Source organism: bacterium (assembly GCA_019695305.1).
In the GTDB taxonomy this organism is placed as follows: domain Bacteria; phylum UBA10199; class UBA10199; order UBA10199; family JAIBAG01; genus JAIBAG01.
Genome location: JAIBAG010000010.1, coordinates 38020 through 56940, shown reverse-complemented (window position 1 = coordinate 56940; position 18921 = coordinate 38020). Strand labels below are relative to the sequence as shown.

Genomic DNA, 18921 nt, shown 5'->3' with positions numbered 1-18921 from the left:
ACTATTTCCAGTGGTTTTGTAGAATATGAATATATTTTTATCAGAATGAGAAAAATGAAATTAAAAGAGTCAAAAAAAATGGCGAAAATTAGATGCGAATTGAGAGCTGGTGCGGTGGTTTTTGTAAATATCCTTAGGGAGCAGCAGGACAGTTACTAGGCACCTCAATAGCGCCAATATCCGGGTTTATGTCTTGATCACAACGAAAATCCTGGGGACGCAAGGATTCTAGCTGATCCTCAATTAACAGCTCCTGGGCATTATCAATCAGGATGCTTGTTGGCACCGGTATATGGGCCATTGTTCCATTGGGCATAAGGGCTAACGGCAACAAATTAATGAGATTTAATGGCATGTCATTCCAGGCAAAATTAGTACAGGTCATATCATCATTGACGCTGCTAAAATCAGGTTCTTGCGTGATATTGCCAAGACACGAGCCTCCCGTATTGTTGGCAATAACCGAATTACGAACAAGAGCGTTTGAGTTGTTGCTTAAAATCCCGGCTCCGCCCTGAGAACTTGTGTTATTAAAAATAGTGGCATGATCAATGGTGGCGCTGGATGCTGTCAACAAAAGGGCCCCGCCTTGAGGCCCCTGATTATTAGAAAGTGTTGAATTTTGCAGATTCAGTATCCCGTTCGTTACATGAATACCACCCGAACTATTTTGGCTGGAAGAGCTATTGTTAGTTATCGATGATTTTTTTACGAGGTGATTACCACCATTTAATGAGATGGAGGCACTATTTTGACTGGTATGATTATTAATGCTTACCTTGTCCAGGGTAATGTTGGCGTTGTAAGCATTAACCGCCCCCGACCCTTGGCTGGCCTGGTTGTCATCCAGTTTGGTTTGTATGATGTTAACATTGGCATTAGTGGCATCGATCCCACCGGCCATAAAGCCCTGATTGTTTATAATGTTAGAATTTGTAATATTTGCCGACAAGTTTGAAAAACTGAATAATCCAACACCGCTCACCAATGAAACATTGTGATTGGCTTCCACTGCATTAAAAGTATGAAGACGAGACAAATCGTTATCAAGGATGAAGATGGCGCCATCATCGGCTTGTGTGTTATCGGAAAGTGTAACACGATTAAGATTAAAAACACTGTTGCTTTGCCAGGAATGGATTACGCTACCGTATGTATCCGAATGATTCTGCAAAAATATTGAATCTTCGATATTGAGATTTATCTTTTCATGAACTGCGAACACGCCTGAATCATGTCCCCTATTATTGATAAATTCGGAATTACGTATTGTCACTCTTTCATCTGTGGGGGTTCCCAGAATATTGCTCATGAAGAAAAAGCCCGACAAGCCGCCCTGATTATTGGTTATATGGCTATCTTCCACGGTTAAATCAAGAAGGCCACCGGTACTGATATTCATGCAAAGTGTGCCACATTGTTCTGTTTGGTTTGCATCCATTTCAACTTGAGAAAGATTGACCTGTGAGCCGCTTGATTTTACGCCGATAAATATGGTGCCGCTAAATGTGTATGAACCAGTACTGATATTACCCAAAAAACGGGTGTTGCTGATATTGATATTTTGTGTTCTTTGCGGATAAGATTCGGTCCAGATTGATGCTCCAAACCCCCTGTTGGCTTCAAAGATGCTGTTGGAAATTTCAAGTTGGTTTGTAAAAACATACAGGGCACCACCCGAATCTTCGGAATGGTTACGGGTAAAACGGCTGTTATTGATATTAAAAACCGGAAAAACAGGTTGGCTGCTTGGCCAGGTATAAATAGCAGCACCAATGGCGGAATGGTTGTTTTCAAAAACGCTTCTATTAATGCTGATTTGGCTGTTTTCCAGTGCTCTTACAGACAAGGCCCCACCTTGTGAAAGGTTGGAACCGTTATTGATAAAATTGCTATTTTGTATTTCGGCATTTTCAAAACTTTCTACGGAAAGGGCTCCACTAGCACCCAAAAACTCATTTGTATTGTTGTCAATAAAATGTGAGCGACGAATTGTAATATTATCTGTACGGCTTAATTCGACACTGCTGCCCATTCCCGATTGATTATTGATAAAACGACTTTTTGCAATATTGGTATATTCCGCATTGGCAACATCAATGGCCCCGTTACTTTGAGCCGAAGCATTGTTTTCAAAAAGAGAATTTTTGATGTCAATATTGCAAGAAACGGCATGAAGTCCACCGGTACCATATTCTCCTCTGTTGTTGATCACATTCACCCGTTCCAGGTTTAACAACAACGTATCGCCTGGATTGAGAAACGAAGGTCTGCAGCTAACACCTGCTCCCATTGAGTCAGAGTAGCCATCAGTTATTGTCAGGTTTTTGATCGTAATGATACTTTGGGGCGGCGTTTGAGAGGCAATCTGGATAATACGATGAGCGTTGCTTCCTGTTAAAATTGTCTGCTGACGATTTTCTCCGATTAAAGTTACACTCCGGTTAATAGAGAGAGTTTCATTATAAGTTCCAATCGGAATACCCACATGAGTACAATTGGTATCGTTGATAGCGGATTGGATGTTCGTATAAGGAGCCTGACCCACCTGACAATTGAGTGCATAAACATGATCAATTTTGATGAAAGATAAGAAAGTAAAAATAATTAAAAATAGGAATGTTTTTTTCATGCAGACTGCTCCTGATAAAACTTTGAATAAAAAACTGTGTCATTATCGTTATGTTTAAGGAAAAGTTGCTGATTTACCGCCAAAAACTGATGACAGTTTGTTATCAGTTTTTGCACATTCGTATATTTTTCTAAACAACCTTACTTCATAAATTTGCGATAATTAACATAGTGCACTTGAGAGTAATCTCGGGCGTTTTTAAAGGAACTATTAATAATTGGAGTGATTTTATGAAAAAGGGAATTCAGTTTTTATCGGTTTTTTTGTCGGTTTTAATGAATCTTATCTTTTTAACCCAAGCCGTTGCGGGTGAGATTGGGGCTAATGATTTTAGGATTAGCCAGATGGGGGGGGGGAAGGAAATATAAATTTAACTGTTTCAACTCCGCAGCCTGAGGTTGTATGTGCACCTTATGAAACGAAATGTTTGGTTGCATGGGTGGGGGAAGGTACTGGTATCAATGACGAACATGAAGTGTTTGGACATATTTTGGATGGTACCGGGGCCACAGTAGTGAGCGATTTTCGTATCAGCAGCATGGGGCCCAATGCTTCTTCACCTTACAGACCAGAGGCAGTGGCCGTATCCTATAATACCACTACCAAGCAATTTTTGGTGGTGTGGGTTTCGGATGATAACACAGGCTCTTTAGTTGATGAAGAATTCGAGGTTTATGCCCAACTTGTTGGAATTGACGGTTCTTTGGTAGGGTCACGTTTAAAAATAAGTAGCATGAAAGAAGTGGGGCGAAATGTTGAATTATATGAGTCGACGATATCTGTAGCTTATAATTCTGTCGAAAATGAATTTTTGGTTGTGTGGACAGCAAGACTGACGGCAAATGCTCAAACACATATTTTTGCTCAGCGTTTAAATGCCGTAGCTGGAGAAATTGGCGATAATGATTTTCAGATTAGTAATGTCCGTGGGAATAACGCTTTTGGTCCTTCTATTGAATATGATTCCATTAATAATCGGTACCTGGTTGTTTGGGCGGATGATGCGGCTCATGCCGACGGCATTCCAGCTAATCAAATCGACTATCAAGCCTATGGTCAGTTTTTAACGGCAAGCGGTGTGCAAACCGGCAATAACGATTTTCAAATTAGCCAAATGGGTCCGGGTAATAATCGAGCTTATGGTGCGAAATACCCGGTTGTTGCTTTTAATCCCGTCAATCAACAATTTTTTGTAGTTTGGTACGGAGAAGATGACGATGTTGGAAATGGTAAACTTGAAGTCTTTGGACAAATCTTGGATGTGAATGGAAATAGAACCATGATGGATGATGTGAGAATCAGTAACAGTGGTAGGGATGACAACACCGATGCTTCGGCACATCATCCCTCGATTGTTTATAATTCTATTGCCAATGAATATCTGGTGGTTTGGTATGGAGCTACACGGCAAGCGCCCTATAGCACGACAGCAGACGAAATAGAAATATTTGCCCAAAGAATGGCGGCCAACGGAACCAAAATTGATAACAACTTTGCCGTATCGGATATGGGTGGGTATGGTTCTGCATTGTATATGGGGAATTGGCCTGTAGCTGGATATTTACCGGAAAATAATACGTACGTGACGGTTTGGCGTGGTGATGATGATGTAGCTCCTCTTGCTAATAACGAGTTTGAAATCTTCGGCCAGCTTTTAAACTTTCCTGTTTGCGGCAACGGTGTGATCGATCAATCCAGCACCGAAGTTTGTGATGATGGTAATCTCATCAATAACGATGGTTGTAGTAGCGTGTGCGCAGTGGATGAACCTATTTGCGGAGATGGTGTGCTTGCCGGCACCGAAGAATGTGATGATAGCAATGCTACCAATGGTGATGGTTGTAGTGCGTTGTGTATTGAAGAAGTAGCCCCTGCCGCTGTTTGTGGTGATGGTACCAAAGCCGATAGCGAGGAATGTGATGATGGTAATACTAGCGATGGTGATGGTTGTAGTGCGTTGTGTATTGAAGAAGTAGCCCCTGCCGTTGTTTGTGGTGATGGTACCAAAGCCGATAGCGAGGAATGTGATGATGGTAATACCACCGACGGTGATGATTGCAGCAGTACTTGCACTTTAGAGGCTGATTCGGGGACCATCGGTAATGCTGGTAGTGGTGGAGGTGGTTGCAGCTTAAATGCGTCCCAAACGAATTTGATGTCATCACTGATGATGGTGTTTGTTTTGGCCGGAATTCTGGTGGCAGCAAGGAAATCAATCAAGGGGTAGGTAGGTTATCGAGATAATTTCGTACTCTTTTATTCCTCCCGGAGTTTTAACACTCACTAAATGGCCCACTTCCCTGGTTAATAGGGAAGTGGCCATGGGGGATATCCAGCTGATCCTGTTTTTTTTAAAATCCGTTTCGTCAATACCTACAATGGAATAAGTTTTTTGTTCACCGTTTTCGTCTTCAATTGTCACGGTGGCTCCAAAAAATACTTTGGTTGATTTATTCTGTGTGGGATCTGTCACTTCCGCCGCTTCAATCCGTTTTTCCAAAAAACGAATTCTTTTATCCACTTCTCTTAAGCGTCTTTTGCCGTAAATATAATCGGCATTTTCACTTCTATCGCCATTACTAGCGGCCCAGTTTATGATGGCCGTTAATTCGGGGCGCTTCACTGTTAAGAGGTCGTGCAATTCATCCTTTAATTTTTTAAAACCTTGAGGTGTGATGTAATTCTTTGAGCCTTTAGGGATAGGAGGCGCATTGATGTCGCCGCTATCATCATCTTGCTTGTCGTCTTCTTTGGTAAAAGCTTTCGACATAAAATTATTCGGGAAGGTTGGCTGCGTCGATTAAATTTTCTACATCGGTAATGATAATTTGTTTGCCACTTTCGCTTATCAGTTCTTCTTTTTTAAAGTCGCTTAAGGTACGGATCACAGATTCTTGAGTGGTACCCACACAATCGGCTAATTCCTGGCGCGATAATGAAATGTCGAGTAGAAAACCATCTTTTACTTTTTGGCCAAAACGTTTGTTAAAAATAAGTAAAAGTTCTGCAACGCGTTCTCGCACACTCTTATGTACTACATTAAAGCTTTCTTGCTCAGCCTGACGCAGTTCGATGGAGAGAGTTTTTAAAAGATTATGGGTTGTTTTGGGGTCGGCTTCAATAATATCGGTAAAGGTCGTTTTATCTACAAAACAGATTTTAGCTTCTTCAATAGTTTCGGCTGTAGCGGTGTAGGGTTCATCCGATAATAAACAGCGGTAACCCAAAATATCGCCAGGGCCTGCAATGCGCACAATCTTTTGATTGCCGTCAGCATCCATTTTATAAAGTTTTACCTTGCCACTGGATACACAATAGAGCCCGTAAGGACGGTTGCCCTCATAAAAAATAGCCTGATGCGCTTTGTAGGTATTGGTGGTTTTAACGCTGTCCATTTCTTTTAAATGTTCATGCGATAAATCACAAAAAATACTCTTTTCGCGGGTGTTACAGTTTTGGCAAAGGGTGTTTGTTTTCATAAAAAATACTGATACAGATCATTTTTAAACGGCCTACTCCTTTGTATAAAAAATACAATGGAGGTAAAGTGTTTTGCCCGTATTGTTCTATAAACCCCTATAACACGGCGGCTTCAGCATCGACCATGGAAAAAATGGTTAAGAACGGATTAAAGTTAACATTCCGCGCTGGCCAGATTTTATTTTACGAGGGCCATGAGCCTAACGGTGCATTTTTTATTTTATCGGGGAAAGTCTTATTAAAAAAAGCGCCAAGAAGAAAGCAAAAAATGATGGATGCGCCCGTTTGGTTGGGGTTTGAGCATGTAATAGATGGTTCGTTATATTGTGTTACGGCAGAAGCTATAGATAAGGTTGAAGCTATTTTTATTCCACGTAAGGTTGTTTTGAATCATATGGGGATCAGTGAGGCCACATTTACTTCATTAGTAGAATGAGCAATAGTATTGGCAGTTACAAGCGGTGTTATTTGTTCACTTATGCATAATTGAAAGGCATTTTCCGAAAATAAAGCATGAGTAGCCACGGCGCCCACCTTTTTAAAACCGGCATTTTTTAACACACGTGATGCTTCAATTAAAGTGTGGGCCGATGAAATAATATCATCCACTAAAACGGGATTTAAATTTTTATAGGCATCAAGCCCGCTAATTGTAATTTTTACTTCGTTATCACCCAAACGGTTTTTTTCGCATACCACAAAGGGGGCTTGTGCCTCTTTTGAGGCCTTTTCAACCCACTGCAAACTTTCGGCGTCGGGCCCCACGATGAGCGGGTTTTTTACATTGTTTTTAATCCACTTTCCAATGAGTGTTGCTGCTTCCAGATTGATGCAGGGAATAGAATATATTTCTTCCAATTTTTTAAAGCGGTGCAAATGAGCGTCGATTGTAATGAGTTTGTCAAAATAGCTTGAGATGAGTTTTGCAAAAGCTTTGGATGTAACCAGTTCGCCCTTATGAAATACAGTATCTTGCCTCATGTAGGGCAAATAGGGGGCTACAAGTGTAATGTGACTGGCTCCGTTTAGTTTAAGAGCATCGCTTAAAAAAAGGAGATCGAGTATTTTGCTATTGGGATGCGATAAATCGCACACAAGATAAATTTTTTCCGGAATGTTATCTGGTAGGGTCACCAGATTTTCCCCGTCCGGAAAAGTATGAATTTTCCAGTTCACAAGGTTATTGCCCGTAAGCTGCGATAAATTTTGAGAGAGCGGATAATTTTGAGGATAAGATAAAATCATAAAATTTTACGGTGTAATGGTGACAACACTTTCATTAGTTTGGATATAAGAAAGAACATACGCTAATTCTCCCGGAGTTTCGGAATGGAGTGTATACAAAACATCGTTTTTTTCTACAATATCTCCCAATTTTTTGTGCAGTTTAACACCCGCTAAAGGCGCTTTGGGTGCACCCGCAAGCTTGGCAATCATGGCCAGTTTCCGGTTATTAAATGCAGTAAGGGTTCCGCTGGCAGTGGCTAAAACAGGATGTTGTATGGGCGCAATTGCGGGTGGGCAAAAGCCCCCTTGCTCATTACAGATTTTAATAAATTTTTGAAAAGCTTTTCCCGATTTTAAAGTGTTACGGCATACTTCAATACCTTCACCCTTAAGGCATACTTTTGCCATTTCCAAAATTTTTCCGGCAAAGACAAGAGACTTTTCAGTTAAATCGGCAGGGGCGTTGTTGTGGTTTTGGAGCACGGCTAAAATATCGTGTGCTTCCAGGGCGGGCCCTATGCCGTATCCTACGGGTTCTACGCCATCGGTAATAATCACTTCTACTGTTAGTCCTATTTTTAAGCCGACATCGATAAAAAAACGTTCTAAAAGCCGTGCGGTTTGCATGTCGCGCACCTTGGCTGTGGGGCCAAGTGGCATATCGATAACCACATGTGTAGAACCTGCTGCTTTCTTTTTAGAAAGTACTGAGGCAATCATCTGGCCTTCGCTATCCAGATCTAAAACACGTTCTACTCTAATTAAAATGTCGTCGGCCGGGCTAAAACGCACATGCCCTCCCCAAATAAAACAGCCGCCGGTATCGTGCACCACCTGTTTCATTTTTTTGGTGTCTAAATTAATCGGTGTGATTACTTCCATGGTATCGGCCGTGCCCGAAGGAGAGGTGATGGCGCGTGATGATGTTTTAGGCATGGTTAGCCCATGGCAAGTAACAAGAGAAACTACAATTGGGGTAATGCGATTGCCGGGTAGCCCACCCACACTGTGTTTATCGACAACGATGGGAGATTCCCACGATACGGTTTCGCCTGTATCAATCATGGCACGGGTTAAGTGTGTAATTTCATCAATATCCAAATTGCCGGTGGCGCACGCTGTAATAAATGAAGATAGTTGAATGTCGGTATATTTGCCGCCGACAATATCGGCAACAATGGCATGCATGGCGGGTGACGATAATTTGTTGCCGTAAACTTTTCCGCGTACGTAAGCCATGGAGGATGCTTGTTCGGCATGACTGATGGCCACCAAAGTGTTTTCGGGAAGCCCCATCCGTTTAAAGGCCGCCTCTGAAAAACCAATTTCATCTTCCTGAAAGAGATGATCGTGCACCACGTTTAAGGTAGCAACAATACTCTTGCCCTGGGCCGATAATTTTACCTGTGTGTGTGCTTCAAAACCTTCGGACCTGCAAACGCCGGAGGACGCGCGAATATAGACGACCGAATCCTGATAAGTATCGATTCCAAGTCGTTTAATATGCAGGCAGTTTGTATTGTTCATACCAGTTTTACCTTGTCTCCATATTGCGGCACGCAGGCTTCCCAGCCTAGCTCGTCGGAAATGCGCCGGCGCAAAGCCTCGGCAGCATCCGGTTCGCCATGAGTAATAAATGTTTTAATGGGGGGCTTTTTAAAATTTTTTAGCCACGAGATAATGTCATCGCTATCGGCATGTGCCGATAAACTATCCAAATTAGCCACCTGGGCATTGATATCGACAACTTCACCGTGAATTTTTACTGTTTTGGCCCCATTTACAATTAAGGCCCCGCGGGTGCCTCCAGCCTGAAAGCCGGTAAAGAGTAAAAGATTTTTAGGGTTAGGAGCAAAGGCTTTAATGTGGTGAACAACTCGGCCCCCTGTAGCCATTCCAGAGGCTGATATGATGATCATGGGGCCAGTTTTAAAATTGATGGCTTTGGATTGCTCCGGATTATTAATTAAGGTGACATGACGACACATGTTTTCGCAATCTTCTAGAGTTAAGCGGTGCTCGCGGTGATGTTTGCAAAAAATTTCGGTTACGTTTGTGGCCATGGGGCTATTGAGGTAAATGGGGACATTTTGTAGTAGCCCGTGTTTTTTAAGAAGCGCCAGATAGTACAAAATAAGTTGAGTACGTCCTACCGCAAAAGCAGGAATAATAACTGTTCCGCCTTGAGAGAGTGTTTTGTTTAACAGTTGCCCCAGCTCGTTTAAAATATCTGTTTTAACATGGACACGGTTTCCATAGGTCGATTCAATGACTAAATAATCGGTTTTGTGAATAGGAAGTGGCGGTTTGGTAACAGGATCGTGTGGTCTGCCTAAATCGCCAGAAAAAACGATCGTTTTATTTTTTGATGATAGCGTGATGGTGCTGGCGCCCAAAATATGTCCTGCAGGCTTCAGAGTAAACGACATATCGGCCCCAAGAGAGATTTTTTTATTTACAGGAACAGGTTTAAAAAAATGCAGGCATTTTTCAGCGTCTTCTCGGTTGTAAAGTGCAAGAGCTGGTTTGTGTTTGGAGTAACCGCGCTTGTTAATGTAGTGAGCTTCTTCTTCCTGTAAATAACCCGAATCGGGCAAAAGAATTTTGCATAAATCGCGTGTTGCTATGGAGGAATAAATAGGTCCCTTAAAGCCGTTTTTAACCAAAACGGGAATGTATCCCGAATGATCGATATGGGCATGGGTTAAAAGAAGAGCATGAATATCGCGCGGACTAAAAGGAGGTTTATCCCAGTTGCGCAGGCGCAAATGTTTGTAGCCTTGAAATAAACCGCTATCGACAAGAATATTTTTGCGTCCTGTACTTATAAGATATCTGGACCCGGTAACGGTTCCGGTGGCACCCAAAAAAGTAAGGTTCATGATGGAGGTATATTATCAAGCTTACTCGAGCACAATAGTTGTTTTAAGGCCACCAGTCGTTTTATTTTTAAATATAAGTTTAAAACCGCAAATAGAGGCTATTTCCAAGCATAGAGAAAGACCAATGCCAATTTTGCTATTTGTCGATTGTCCGGTATTAAGCTCGTTTAAAAGCTCGTCTGACATCCCTAGTCCATCGTCTTCAACAACAAGCTCTACTTTGCTATCGGTTTTATTTAACGTTAAACTGGCTTTACTTTGACCATGTACTTTAATGTTACGTATTAAATTGTCCACCAGGCGGTATAGAAGATCTTGATCCAGAACAACGACTGCCTGATCGGTTTCGAAATGAGTAACCAATTCATCACCCAAAATTTTATCCCAGGCGGGCTTATTTGTTTTAAGCCAATTGACTAATTCACACGGCGAAGGTTTGTAACTGTTGCGTTGTTTGAGTGAGAGGCGAGAAACCGTTTCAATCACATTTTTCATACGCTCAATTTCTTCAAGCGAGCTCTTTAACACAGCTTTATATTCGTCATCTGTCATTTTGTCGCGCATGAGGGCCATTTCGGCTTCGCCCAAAATGATAGCGAGTGGGTTTCGTAGTTCATGGGCCAGGTAACGATTGGTGCGGCTTACCGTATAAAGTGCTGTTTTTACGCGACGCGACAGGTGATTAACCCCACTGACGATATCTTTTAAATAATCACCAGCTTTAGGGACAATGAGTGGTTCCCAATCTTTCATGCTGGCCGGGTCCATTAAGGTTAAATGATGGGCGATAGTTTTAACGGGCTCAATCATGCGGCTTGCTAGGTAGCGCGAGATAAAAAGAACGAAAACGGATAAAAGAATAAACAGCATCAAGCTTTCGTCCAGGGTGGAAATAAAAATTCCCTTAAAAGAGGGGAGTCTCATGGCTGCAAGTAGGAAATATTGTTTCCCAGATTGTGCAATGTAGGGAGTAACGAGTACCTTATAATTTTTACCTTCAATAGTATTGGTTTTAAAAGATGGTTTGGCGGGAGTATGAAAGGCTTCTTTAAATTTTTCGTTGCCCATCATGCGAGACGAAAACATCATTTTGCCGCGCCCGGTATAAACCTGAATCACCTTTTGTACTTTTTCCAGTTTTAAAATTTCGTCCACAAAGGCATCTAACTCCTGAAAACGTTCCAAACCGTGATAATTAGATATTCCCAAAGCAATGAGTGTTGATGTTGTGCCCGCTAATTCATTCTCGATATTGATTTCCTGATTTTTATAATAGATGAACGTGGATAAGCTCTGAGCCAAGAGTATGCACAGGGCTGCTACAATCCACATGTTCAGCGTAATTTTCCAATGGAGAGAAAGTTTCATGGACTGCTACTGTCTCAAATTGGCAAAAAAGTCACAAATCTTTTTCGCCTATCCAGTAACCGGTACCTCTGCGGCTATGGAGGAGAGTTTTTTCAAAACCTTTATCAATTTTATTGCGAAGGTGGTTTACAACGACCTCTACGATATTGCTCTCGGGGTAAAAATTAAGCTCCCACACTTGGTTTATCAGTTCGGCTTTAGAAAAAATCCGATTTGGCTTTTTCATCAAAAACGTAAGGAGTTTGTATTCTTTGGCGGTTAAATCCACTTTTTTACCGCTGCGGCTTACGCGCTGAGTATCGAGCTGTACATTAATATCTTCAAAAGTAAGGCTGTTGTTTTGGGGGGTATCGCCAGCGCGGCGGGTTAAGGCGCGGATGCGGGCTAATAGTTCCTGTACATGAAAGGGTTTGGCCAAATAATCATCGGCACCACCGGAGAGGCCTTTAACTTTTTCGTCTACATCCGATAATGCGCTTAAAATTAAAATTTTTGATTCAGGCGCTTTTTTGCGGATTTCAGCAATGTGAGTGAGTGAATCAACACCATTTAAAAGGCGGTCTAGAATGATTACATCATATTTTGCGGAGAGGAGAGACCCGTAGAGTTCATCTATGTTTTTAGCTGGGTCTACAGTGATATCTCCTTGTGAGAGAGATTTTTGAATAAAATTTAAAACTTTGGCTTCGTCTTCAACGGCTATAATTTTCATTTGTTGTCCTTTCAATACCCACTGTTCCAAAAAGAAGCCTTCTTTGCAACTGGCATTACATTAAAAAATTGTTACTTCCACACTTTGGTTTGTTATCAAAAAATAATGAAATTAGAGGTGGCAAAACGAATTGATTTTTTTTACAGTAAGCAAAGAAAGTATGAAAAATCTAATTTTAATTCTGTTAGTTTTACTCGCTTCGGTAGCCCAACCTGTTTTATCTCAGGCAAGTTCCAGCATTCACGAAGAAAACTGCAAGTGCGGTGAAGATGAAGATGGCGAATGCAAACCTTGCTAAAAAGTGGAAAATTTTGACGCCCTCCGGCAATTTTTGACATCTTAGATAAGTCTTTAAAAAATAATACGTTTTACAAGAAATAGCCAAATAGAGGGGGTGAAAACCTACCTCTGGAACCATCCCTCTACGTCTGTAACATATTGATAATCAAAATAAAAAAATAAAACCTAAGTGGCATATCATTTGCTCTATTCCCAGGCTTTACATGTTTAACAAGGCCTTTTTAAGGGGGGATCTATTCATATGAAGCCATCGAAACTTTTATCATTTGTTTTTGCATCGAGTTTAATTTTTTCAACAGCTTGCGGCGGAGGTTCGTCATCGTCGTCAGGATCGACAGACGGAGGCGCTACAACAGCCGACCTTCGTTCGTTATCGACAGTTCCTGATTTTGATATCGATGCCTTGGATGTAGCGGCAGCTTCAGATGCGAGTGTATCGCCATCTCTTGCACGAACGATTGGTGAAGTGGGCAGTTTTTCGTATGCTGGTTGTGAAATGCGCATGCAACTTGAAGAAGTAAAAGCGCAGGTTACACAGCAACAATTTGATAAATGTATTATTGAAACGCTGGAAACTACCCAGGGTTTAACAGTTCCTGAAAACACTTACGGCTTCTATTCTATGGATTTTTCTGACCTTGAGGATGAAGAAGAAGGTCCTTCTGGAATGAATATTCGTGTCAAGATTGGTTTAAATAACGATCAACTTGAGCTTTTTGTGTGTGAAAGTGCCGACGGAGATACCTATACCCAAACCAATTATACACGTTATGCTGTAACCGATGATGGCCGTTTTGATGTGTTTTCAAAAGGTATTCATGATGAACAAGATTTTGGTACTTTTGGTCAGCAAATTCAATCGTACTTACCTGATAAAGATATTGCCGATTTTGAAGTGGGCGATGAAGCCAGTGTGACCGGTTCTTTTAATGGTCCCTGGGGTGGTGGTAGCATTAGCGTTTCAGCTTTAAATGACGGTACACTTAAAAATATTGTGGGTTCGGCTTTTCAGTCGGGCGGTGATGATAGTGAATGGGGAACCTGGACAACACAGGCTTATGGCGAAACCAATGCCGATGAAGGTTGTGCCAAATTTTCATCGACTGGCTCCTATCCTGGAATGCTTGCTGGCCAATTGTTGTTTGAAGACGATTTGGATGCCAGCGGATTTGATGGCGAAGATCCTATTTGCTGGGTTGAATTTAGTGAAGACACCGATTTTGAAAGTTTAACTTGGCCTACCGATTTCATTGAAGCCGCAGATGAAGATGGGAACTGTAACTTTAGTAACAGTGGCACCGAGTGTTTCAGCTATTCAACAGATGATAGCGAAAATTTAATTTCGCTTATTGCTGCTAGCGACGATGTTGAATACTTTGATGGAGTTGATGCAACTGAGCTTGATGAATATGCTGCACCCACTATTGCCTTTGAAGGTGATGAAGTATGGGATTGCGAATCTGAAAGTGAATTTACAGATTTAGTTGCAGACGTTGAAGATGCCACAGCCTTAATGGCAGCAGTTAGTGAAAATTGTGCCGAGCCCGATTTTGACAGAACCAATGTTCCTTGTTTTGATCAGGGTAGCGAACAGCAAGTGGAAGACGGTGGTCATGAATTGATGGGTGAATTTGACCAGATTCATTCTGACTACACCAAAGAATGTAGTGATGTTTCGGAATGTGGCGCTATTGCCGATTTAGATGGCGCAGGGTGTACGTCTCGTGGTGGTGATGCAATGTACTGCAACAGCTTGTGTGCCACCGTTGATGATTGTACCGCCTATGGCCCTGGTGTGGATTGTGTGGCTATTGAAGAAATGGATATTAGCGTGTGCGGTTACACCTGTGCTACCGATGATGACTGCGGATCGTATGAGAATGCGCCGCGTTGTGATGAGAGCCTTCATATGTGCATTCAGCCTCTTGAAGGGTAATTAAAAAATATTTCAATCCCCCTTAGGGCTAAAGCCTTAGGGGGGTATTTTATTTATTCAATTCATATCTAAAAAGGAAAATCATGAAGACTAAAAAAATAGCATCGGCATTGTCTTGTTTGGGATTATTATTTTCGGTTGCCTGCGGCAGCTCAGGCTCGGGTTCTGGTACAACAGGAGCCAGTATTAGTGATATCGGCGATTTGCCACGTGCCACCAGTGCTGTTACCGAAGCGATTAGCGGCAGTTTAGGACGCTCCATTCAGCCTGATTTTGCCGAATCGGGAAAAGTGTTAAGTGAAGTGGATGATAGTTCTTTTGATTCTGATAGCAGCATGGCCATGTGTTTAACAACACAAGGTGTTAAACAATCTCTTAAAAATATGTCGTTTGCCGACATGGTGCTTTGTTACATGCAGTCTTCTATGGAGAACGAAGCCAATAGTGGTGTAACGGCCGATTTGTATGATGGTAACGCTCATACGTTTGCTGTGACATTTTTAAATGCCCCTGAAGGTGAAGGCCCTGGCGAAGATTTTGTTGTTAAAATGCAGGTTACTAAAAGTGGCGATGTAATTACCGATTTTAAAATGTGGTCGTGTACGGCAGGGAACCAAACCGATTATATTAATTACAATAATGGTACCAGTTTAAGTATCACCACAAAATCGGCCTGGGATGACGAACATGGTACTGGGAACCAGGTGGCTACCATTACTGGTGAGTTGAACGATAGCCTGGAATTTACCAGCAAATCGATGGTAACCCAGTATGTATCTAATTCCGTCGATAATGATGGAGAAGGCTTTGGTGAAACTACTTTTGATCAAGGGCCTGATACAGCAACCATTGCTTCATCTGAAGATGGTAGTTTTAGTTCCGGAGAAGATACCGAAACCTATTCTAATCATACCTATGCCATTGCCGAGTTATTAAACGATGATGCTATGACCACCATTGCCATTGGTGATGGCGCTGCCAAATACAGTATGTCAGGAACTCATGGTGGTGATGACTATGAAGATAGTGGCACCGAAAGCTGGAATGGCGATACAACCGCTGTTGTTGATTCTAACGACTTTTTGGCTGATGTTACCGATGTAACCTTGCCCGATTCCATTACCCAGGAAGATGCCGCTACAAACGCAGCTTTTACCGGTGATGAAGTGTTTGATTGCGATTCAACCGGTGCGGAAGAATTCATTATCGATTTTGAAGCGGAATCGGTTACCGAATGTAACAATATTAATAGTGTTGATTCGAATTATATCGATTGCTGGAGTGCTGTTCAGCCTTCGTAAAACCTGTTTTTTGTTGTGCATTAAAATAAAAACCCCCGGTGGCCATAAGCCCCGGGGTTTTTTATTGTAACGCAGCGCGTATTGACTGCCCTAGTTTTATTTGTTTTACCAGCCACATGGGCGCAAATTCTACTTATCTTTATATCCGTACAGACATAGAAAAATTTAATAATGTTTCTTCTTATAAGGTGGTGAAGGACAACGGTATTAAGGGTATTTTAGATGATGAGGATGTGGTTCAAGACGATAGGGCAACCAGGGCTCCAGTAACTTTTGAAAGAGCGACTCAGGCAAGAGAAGAGTGGCAAGCGATAGTTGCTGGTAAATTTGCCGAAAGATCCCAAATGTTGATTACAGCGGTAACAGGTATTCGCAATGACTTGGCCGTATTTGAATCTAACCATCCCATGAATAATTCTTGTAATAGCCTTAAAAAGGCCGCTGATGACCTTGAAAAAATTACCACTGCCATAGAACAAACTCATCGCCTTGTAACCAATATTCGCGATCGTTTTGGCCAGGCTTATGTAAACCAGTTTGAAAGAGAGCAAGAATCTGTTTATGATGAGCTTGAAGAATTGGAAAGTCAGCGTTTAGCTTTGGCCCGTCAGTGGGATAAAGTACAAACAAAGACGGTGAGTGTATTTTCTTCAGAAAAATGGTGGTGGGTAAACACAACACTTAGCCAAGAATGTGATGTGAGTGTGCGTGTTAATTTGCAGTTGTAAAATGAACTTGATCTTTGCCCTCGCTTTACGTACCTCACTTGGGTGAATAATCCGTATCTTCTTATCTTAATAGGCGAGTTCTTTTTTACAGCTCTTGCTGTGTGCGTTAAATTTGTAAGCTCCTCTCTTCATGTGATGGAAATTGTGTGGATTCGTTCGCTGGTTTCAATCTCCTGTTTGGCTTTTCTCATGTTGTATTACAAGGTTTCGCTTATTCCTGCTAACCCCAAAATTATGCTGATTAGAGCGCTGGCCGGAGCGGGTTCCATGATGTGTAATTTTTATTCGCTTTCCAAATTACCTCTTGGCGAATCGATGGTTCTGTTTACGACCTTCCCACTTTTTATTGTGGTTCTCGATTTTTTTATTTTGAAAGAAAAACCAAAGTTTTTGCTTATAATTCTCACACTCATTGGATGGGCGGGGGTGTATATTATTTTGGCGCCGCAATTTGATACATTTGGGCCGTCGGCTTTTATAACACTTTTGGGCAGCTTTTTAACAGCACTCGATTTGGTGCTCATTCATATTTTATCCAAAAGCGAAGAACCTCTCCGTGTAGGCATATTTTTTGTGATAGCGGCTTTTCTTTTTGCAACACCCTTTATGCTTACACAAGCAATTATGCCATCGCCCTACGATTTATCTTTCTTAATTGCTGCCGGTGTGATGGGAACGGGGGCTATTTTAACCATTACCAAAGCCTATGGCCTTGGTAAAATTTCAAAAATTTCCCCCATGGCTTATAGTGCCGTGGTCATGTCGTATCTATCAGGCCTGTTGTTATGGAATGAAAAGCCCTCCGTTTACTCTATTGCTGGAAGCGTTGTGGTTATTATTACTTGTATTGTTATCATGCGGATGGAAAAGAGCCTGTAATATCTATAATAGCAATTTCTGGGATTGATAAAAAACGTGCCTTGAGCGTGTATCCCAAGCCCCTGTTGGTATAGAGCCATTTGTCCTTTGCTACTTCATGCAGTCCCCGTCTTAAGTGCCGGTGCTTAACAGGGACTACCAAAGGTCCAATAAAAGGAAACGAAATTTGCCCGCCGTGAACATGCCCCGATAACATCAAATCAAAAGGATAATTTTGGAGTGCTTCAAAACTATCGGGATTGTGCGACATTAAAATAGTGGGGTAGTGAGGGTTGATGTTTTTAAATCCGTCTTCTGGTTTAAAAGAGGAGGTCCATAAATCACCAAGCCCTACCAAATTAAAAGGTGTGGAATAGTTTTCAAAAACTACCGCATGGTTGTGCAGTGTTTTAATTCCCTTTGTTTTTAGGTCGGCTATAAACTGGTTAAAATCTACCGGATCATGCGGTTCTTCTCCAGGATGGCAAACCCCGTAATCATGATTACCAAGGCTTGCATATACGCCCAGTGGGGCCTTAAGACTTGCAAGTATATTGGCCAAGGCCTTTGAATATTTCATGTCCCATTGTAAAAAATCGCCGGTAAGTAAAATGATATCGGGTTTTTGGTTATTAAGAGTGCGAATGGCCCGCTGTAAAAAAGATACCGAGTTATTGGTTGGTCCCATATGGATATCGCTTAATTGAGCAATTTTGAGCTTCAGGTTTTTTTTGATGGGTAAGGGTATGCGCGATACAGACAGGCGGCGGACTTCTATAAAATTGGCATAAGTGCCTACTATTGGTAGCCCCACGTTAATCAAAATATATAAAATAACACGCACCCATTTGCGGTGATGTAGAGTTCTAAAAAATTCTTTTAGCCTTAATTTAAGAGGCATATTGTTTAAGTACCGGTAGGATGGCTTCAATAGGAAGTCCAATAACATTATTGTGTGATCCTTCCACGCTTTCCACAAATTTTTGACCTATACCTTGTAGAGCGTAAGCACCGGCCTTATCCATAGGTTCACCAGTTTTAATATAATCCCAAATTTCTTCATCGTCTTGAGCATTGCGCATACTTACTTTGGAAATGATGGCATCCCAAAGAAGAGGTATGGGTTTGGGGTGGGTTTTGAGCAAATAAAATCCGGTAATCACTTCATGAGAAGTACCCAGTAATTGTTTTAACAGGCTAAACGCATGTTCTGGGCTATTTGGCTTGCCTATAATAGAGTTCTGAAATGCAATGAGGGTATCGGCGGCTAACACCAAAGATGGATTGGTTAATGAGGCGCTTACCGCTTGTGCCTTGGCCATCGCTAATCGTAAAGCTGCATCCATTGGCATCTCACGTGGGCGCGGGGTTTCGTCAATATCCGCCGGTGCTATGGTAAACTCAAATCCTGCATTTTTTAACAATTCTATCCTGCGAGGAGAACCAGAGGCTAAAATTAAAGGAAGCTTTTGATTTAATAAATTCATTTGTTTAAAT

General features: G+C 41.7%; 18 protein-coding genes. 8 read left to right on the top strand and 10 right to left on the bottom strand.

Annotated features, from left to right (window positions below):
* Positions 1-133: 133 nt before the first annotated feature.
* The gene (locus K1X76_06390) at positions 134-2632 is read right to left on the bottom strand and encodes a hypothetical protein (GenBank protein ID MBX7148698.1); all 2499 of its coding nucleotides are present in this window, start codon (positions 2630-2632) and stop codon (positions 134-136) included.
* 230 nt (positions 2633-2862) lie between these two features.
* Here K1X76_06390 and K1X76_06385 point away from each other — a divergent pair, with 230 nt between their 5' ends.
* On the top strand, positions 2863-3000 hold the full coding sequence (locus tag K1X76_06385; GenBank protein ID MBX7148697.1) for a hypothetical protein: 138 nt from the start codon (positions 2863-2865) through the stop codon (positions 2998-3000).
* Positions 3001-3059: 59 nt separating this feature from the next.
* Positions 3060-4859 carry a DUF4215 domain-containing protein gene (locus K1X76_06380; GenBank protein MBX7148696.1) on the top strand — a complete coding sequence of 600 codons (1800 nt, stop codon included), beginning with the start codon at positions 3060-3062 and terminating at the stop codon, positions 4857-4859.
* Here the strand turns inward: K1X76_06380 and greB are convergent.
* Positions 4845-5402: a transcription elongation factor GreB gene (gene greB / locus K1X76_06375; protein ID MBX7148695.1), complete on the bottom strand. Its 558-nt coding sequence runs from the start codon at positions 5400-5402 to the stop codon at positions 4845-4847. The genes K1X76_06380 and greB overlap by 15 nt on opposite strands.
* Positions 5403-5406: 4 nt before the next feature.
* Entirely contained in the window at positions 5407-6111 is a 705-nt protein-coding gene (locus K1X76_06370) for a Crp/Fnr family transcriptional regulator (GenBank protein ID MBX7148694.1), read from the bottom strand.
* 125 nt (positions 6112-6236) lie between these two features.
* Here K1X76_06370 and K1X76_06365 point away from each other — a divergent pair, with 125 nt between their 5' ends.
* The gene (locus K1X76_06365; protein ID MBX7148693.1) at positions 6237-6548 is read left to right on the top strand and encodes a cyclic nucleotide-binding domain-containing protein; all 312 of its coding nucleotides are present in this window, start codon (positions 6237-6239) and stop codon (positions 6546-6548) included.
* On the opposite strand, the gene K1X76_06360 is transcribed toward K1X76_06365, so the two are convergent.
* From K1X76_06360 to K1X76_06340, 5 genes are read right to left on the bottom strand one after another with little or no spacing between them, the layout of a single operon-like run.
* On the bottom strand, positions 6503-7357 hold the full coding sequence (locus K1X76_06360) for a ribose-phosphate diphosphokinase (GenBank protein MBX7148692.1): 855 nt from the start codon (positions 7355-7357) through the stop codon (positions 6503-6505). The genes K1X76_06365 and K1X76_06360 overlap by 46 nt on opposite strands.
* Before the next feature lie 6 nt (positions 7358-7363).
* A complete protein-coding gene (locus K1X76_06355; GenBank protein MBX7148691.1) occupies positions 7364-8866 on the bottom strand; it encodes a thymidine phosphorylase family protein in 1503 nt (500 codons plus the stop codon).
* Positions 8863-10221, bottom strand: coding sequence for an MBL fold metallo-hydrolase (locus tag K1X76_06350; protein ID MBX7148690.1), 1359 nt, complete (start codon positions 10219-10221; stop codon positions 8863-8865). Before K1X76_06350 ends, K1X76_06355 begins: the two co-directional genes overlap by 4 nt.
* 21 nt (positions 10222-10242) lie before the next feature.
* A complete protein-coding gene (locus tag K1X76_06345) occupies positions 10243-11589 on the bottom strand; it encodes a HAMP domain-containing histidine kinase (protein ID MBX7148689.1) in 1347 nt (448 codons plus the stop codon).
* A 31-nt stretch (positions 11590-11620) separates the two neighbouring features.
* Positions 11621-12301 carry a response regulator transcription factor gene (locus tag K1X76_06340; protein MBX7148688.1) on the bottom strand — a complete coding sequence of 227 codons (681 nt, stop codon included), beginning with the start codon at positions 12299-12301 and terminating at the stop codon, positions 11621-11623.
* 160 nt (positions 12302-12461) lie between these two features.
* Here K1X76_06340 and K1X76_06335 point away from each other — a divergent pair, with 160 nt between their 5' ends.
* The 5 genes from K1X76_06335 to K1X76_06315 all read left to right on the top strand — a co-directional run bounded on the left by K1X76_06335 (position 12462) and on the right by K1X76_06315 (position 17445).
* Positions 12462-12599 carry a hypothetical protein gene (locus K1X76_06335; protein MBX7148687.1) on the top strand — a complete coding sequence of 46 codons (138 nt, stop codon included), beginning with the start codon at positions 12462-12464 and terminating at the stop codon, positions 12597-12599.
* 243 nt (positions 12600-12842) lie between these two features.
* Complete coding sequence (locus K1X76_06330) at positions 12843-14537, top strand: hypothetical protein (protein MBX7148686.1); 1695 nt, start codon at positions 12843-12845, stop codon at positions 14535-14537.
* A gap of 83 nt (positions 14538-14620) precedes the next feature.
* The gene (locus K1X76_06325; protein ID MBX7148685.1) at positions 14621-15838 is read left to right on the top strand and encodes a hypothetical protein; all 1218 of its coding nucleotides are present in this window, start codon (positions 14621-14623) and stop codon (positions 15836-15838) included.
* Positions 15839-15954: 116 nt separating this feature from the next.
* Positions 15955-16566, top strand: coding sequence for a hypothetical protein (locus K1X76_06320; GenBank protein MBX7148684.1), 612 nt, complete (start codon positions 15955-15957; stop codon positions 16564-16566).
* A 42-nt stretch (positions 16567-16608) separates the two neighbouring features.
* A complete protein-coding gene (locus tag K1X76_06315; GenBank protein MBX7148683.1) occupies positions 16609-17445 on the top strand; it encodes a DMT family transporter in 837 nt (278 codons plus the stop codon).
* Here K1X76_06315 and K1X76_06310 read toward each other — a convergent pair.
* Complete coding sequence (locus K1X76_06310) at positions 17420-18325, bottom strand: metallophosphoesterase (protein ID MBX7148682.1); 906 nt, start codon at positions 18323-18325, stop codon at positions 17420-17422. The two genes, K1X76_06315 and K1X76_06310, sit on opposite strands and share 26 nt — an antisense overlap.
* Positions 18315-18911 carry a Maf family protein gene (locus K1X76_06305; protein MBX7148681.1) on the bottom strand — a complete coding sequence of 199 codons (597 nt, stop codon included), beginning with the start codon at positions 18909-18911 and terminating at the stop codon, positions 18315-18317. The genes K1X76_06310 and K1X76_06305 overlap by 11 nt, the downstream gene beginning before the upstream one ends.
* Positions 18912-18921: the final 10 nt, after the last annotated feature.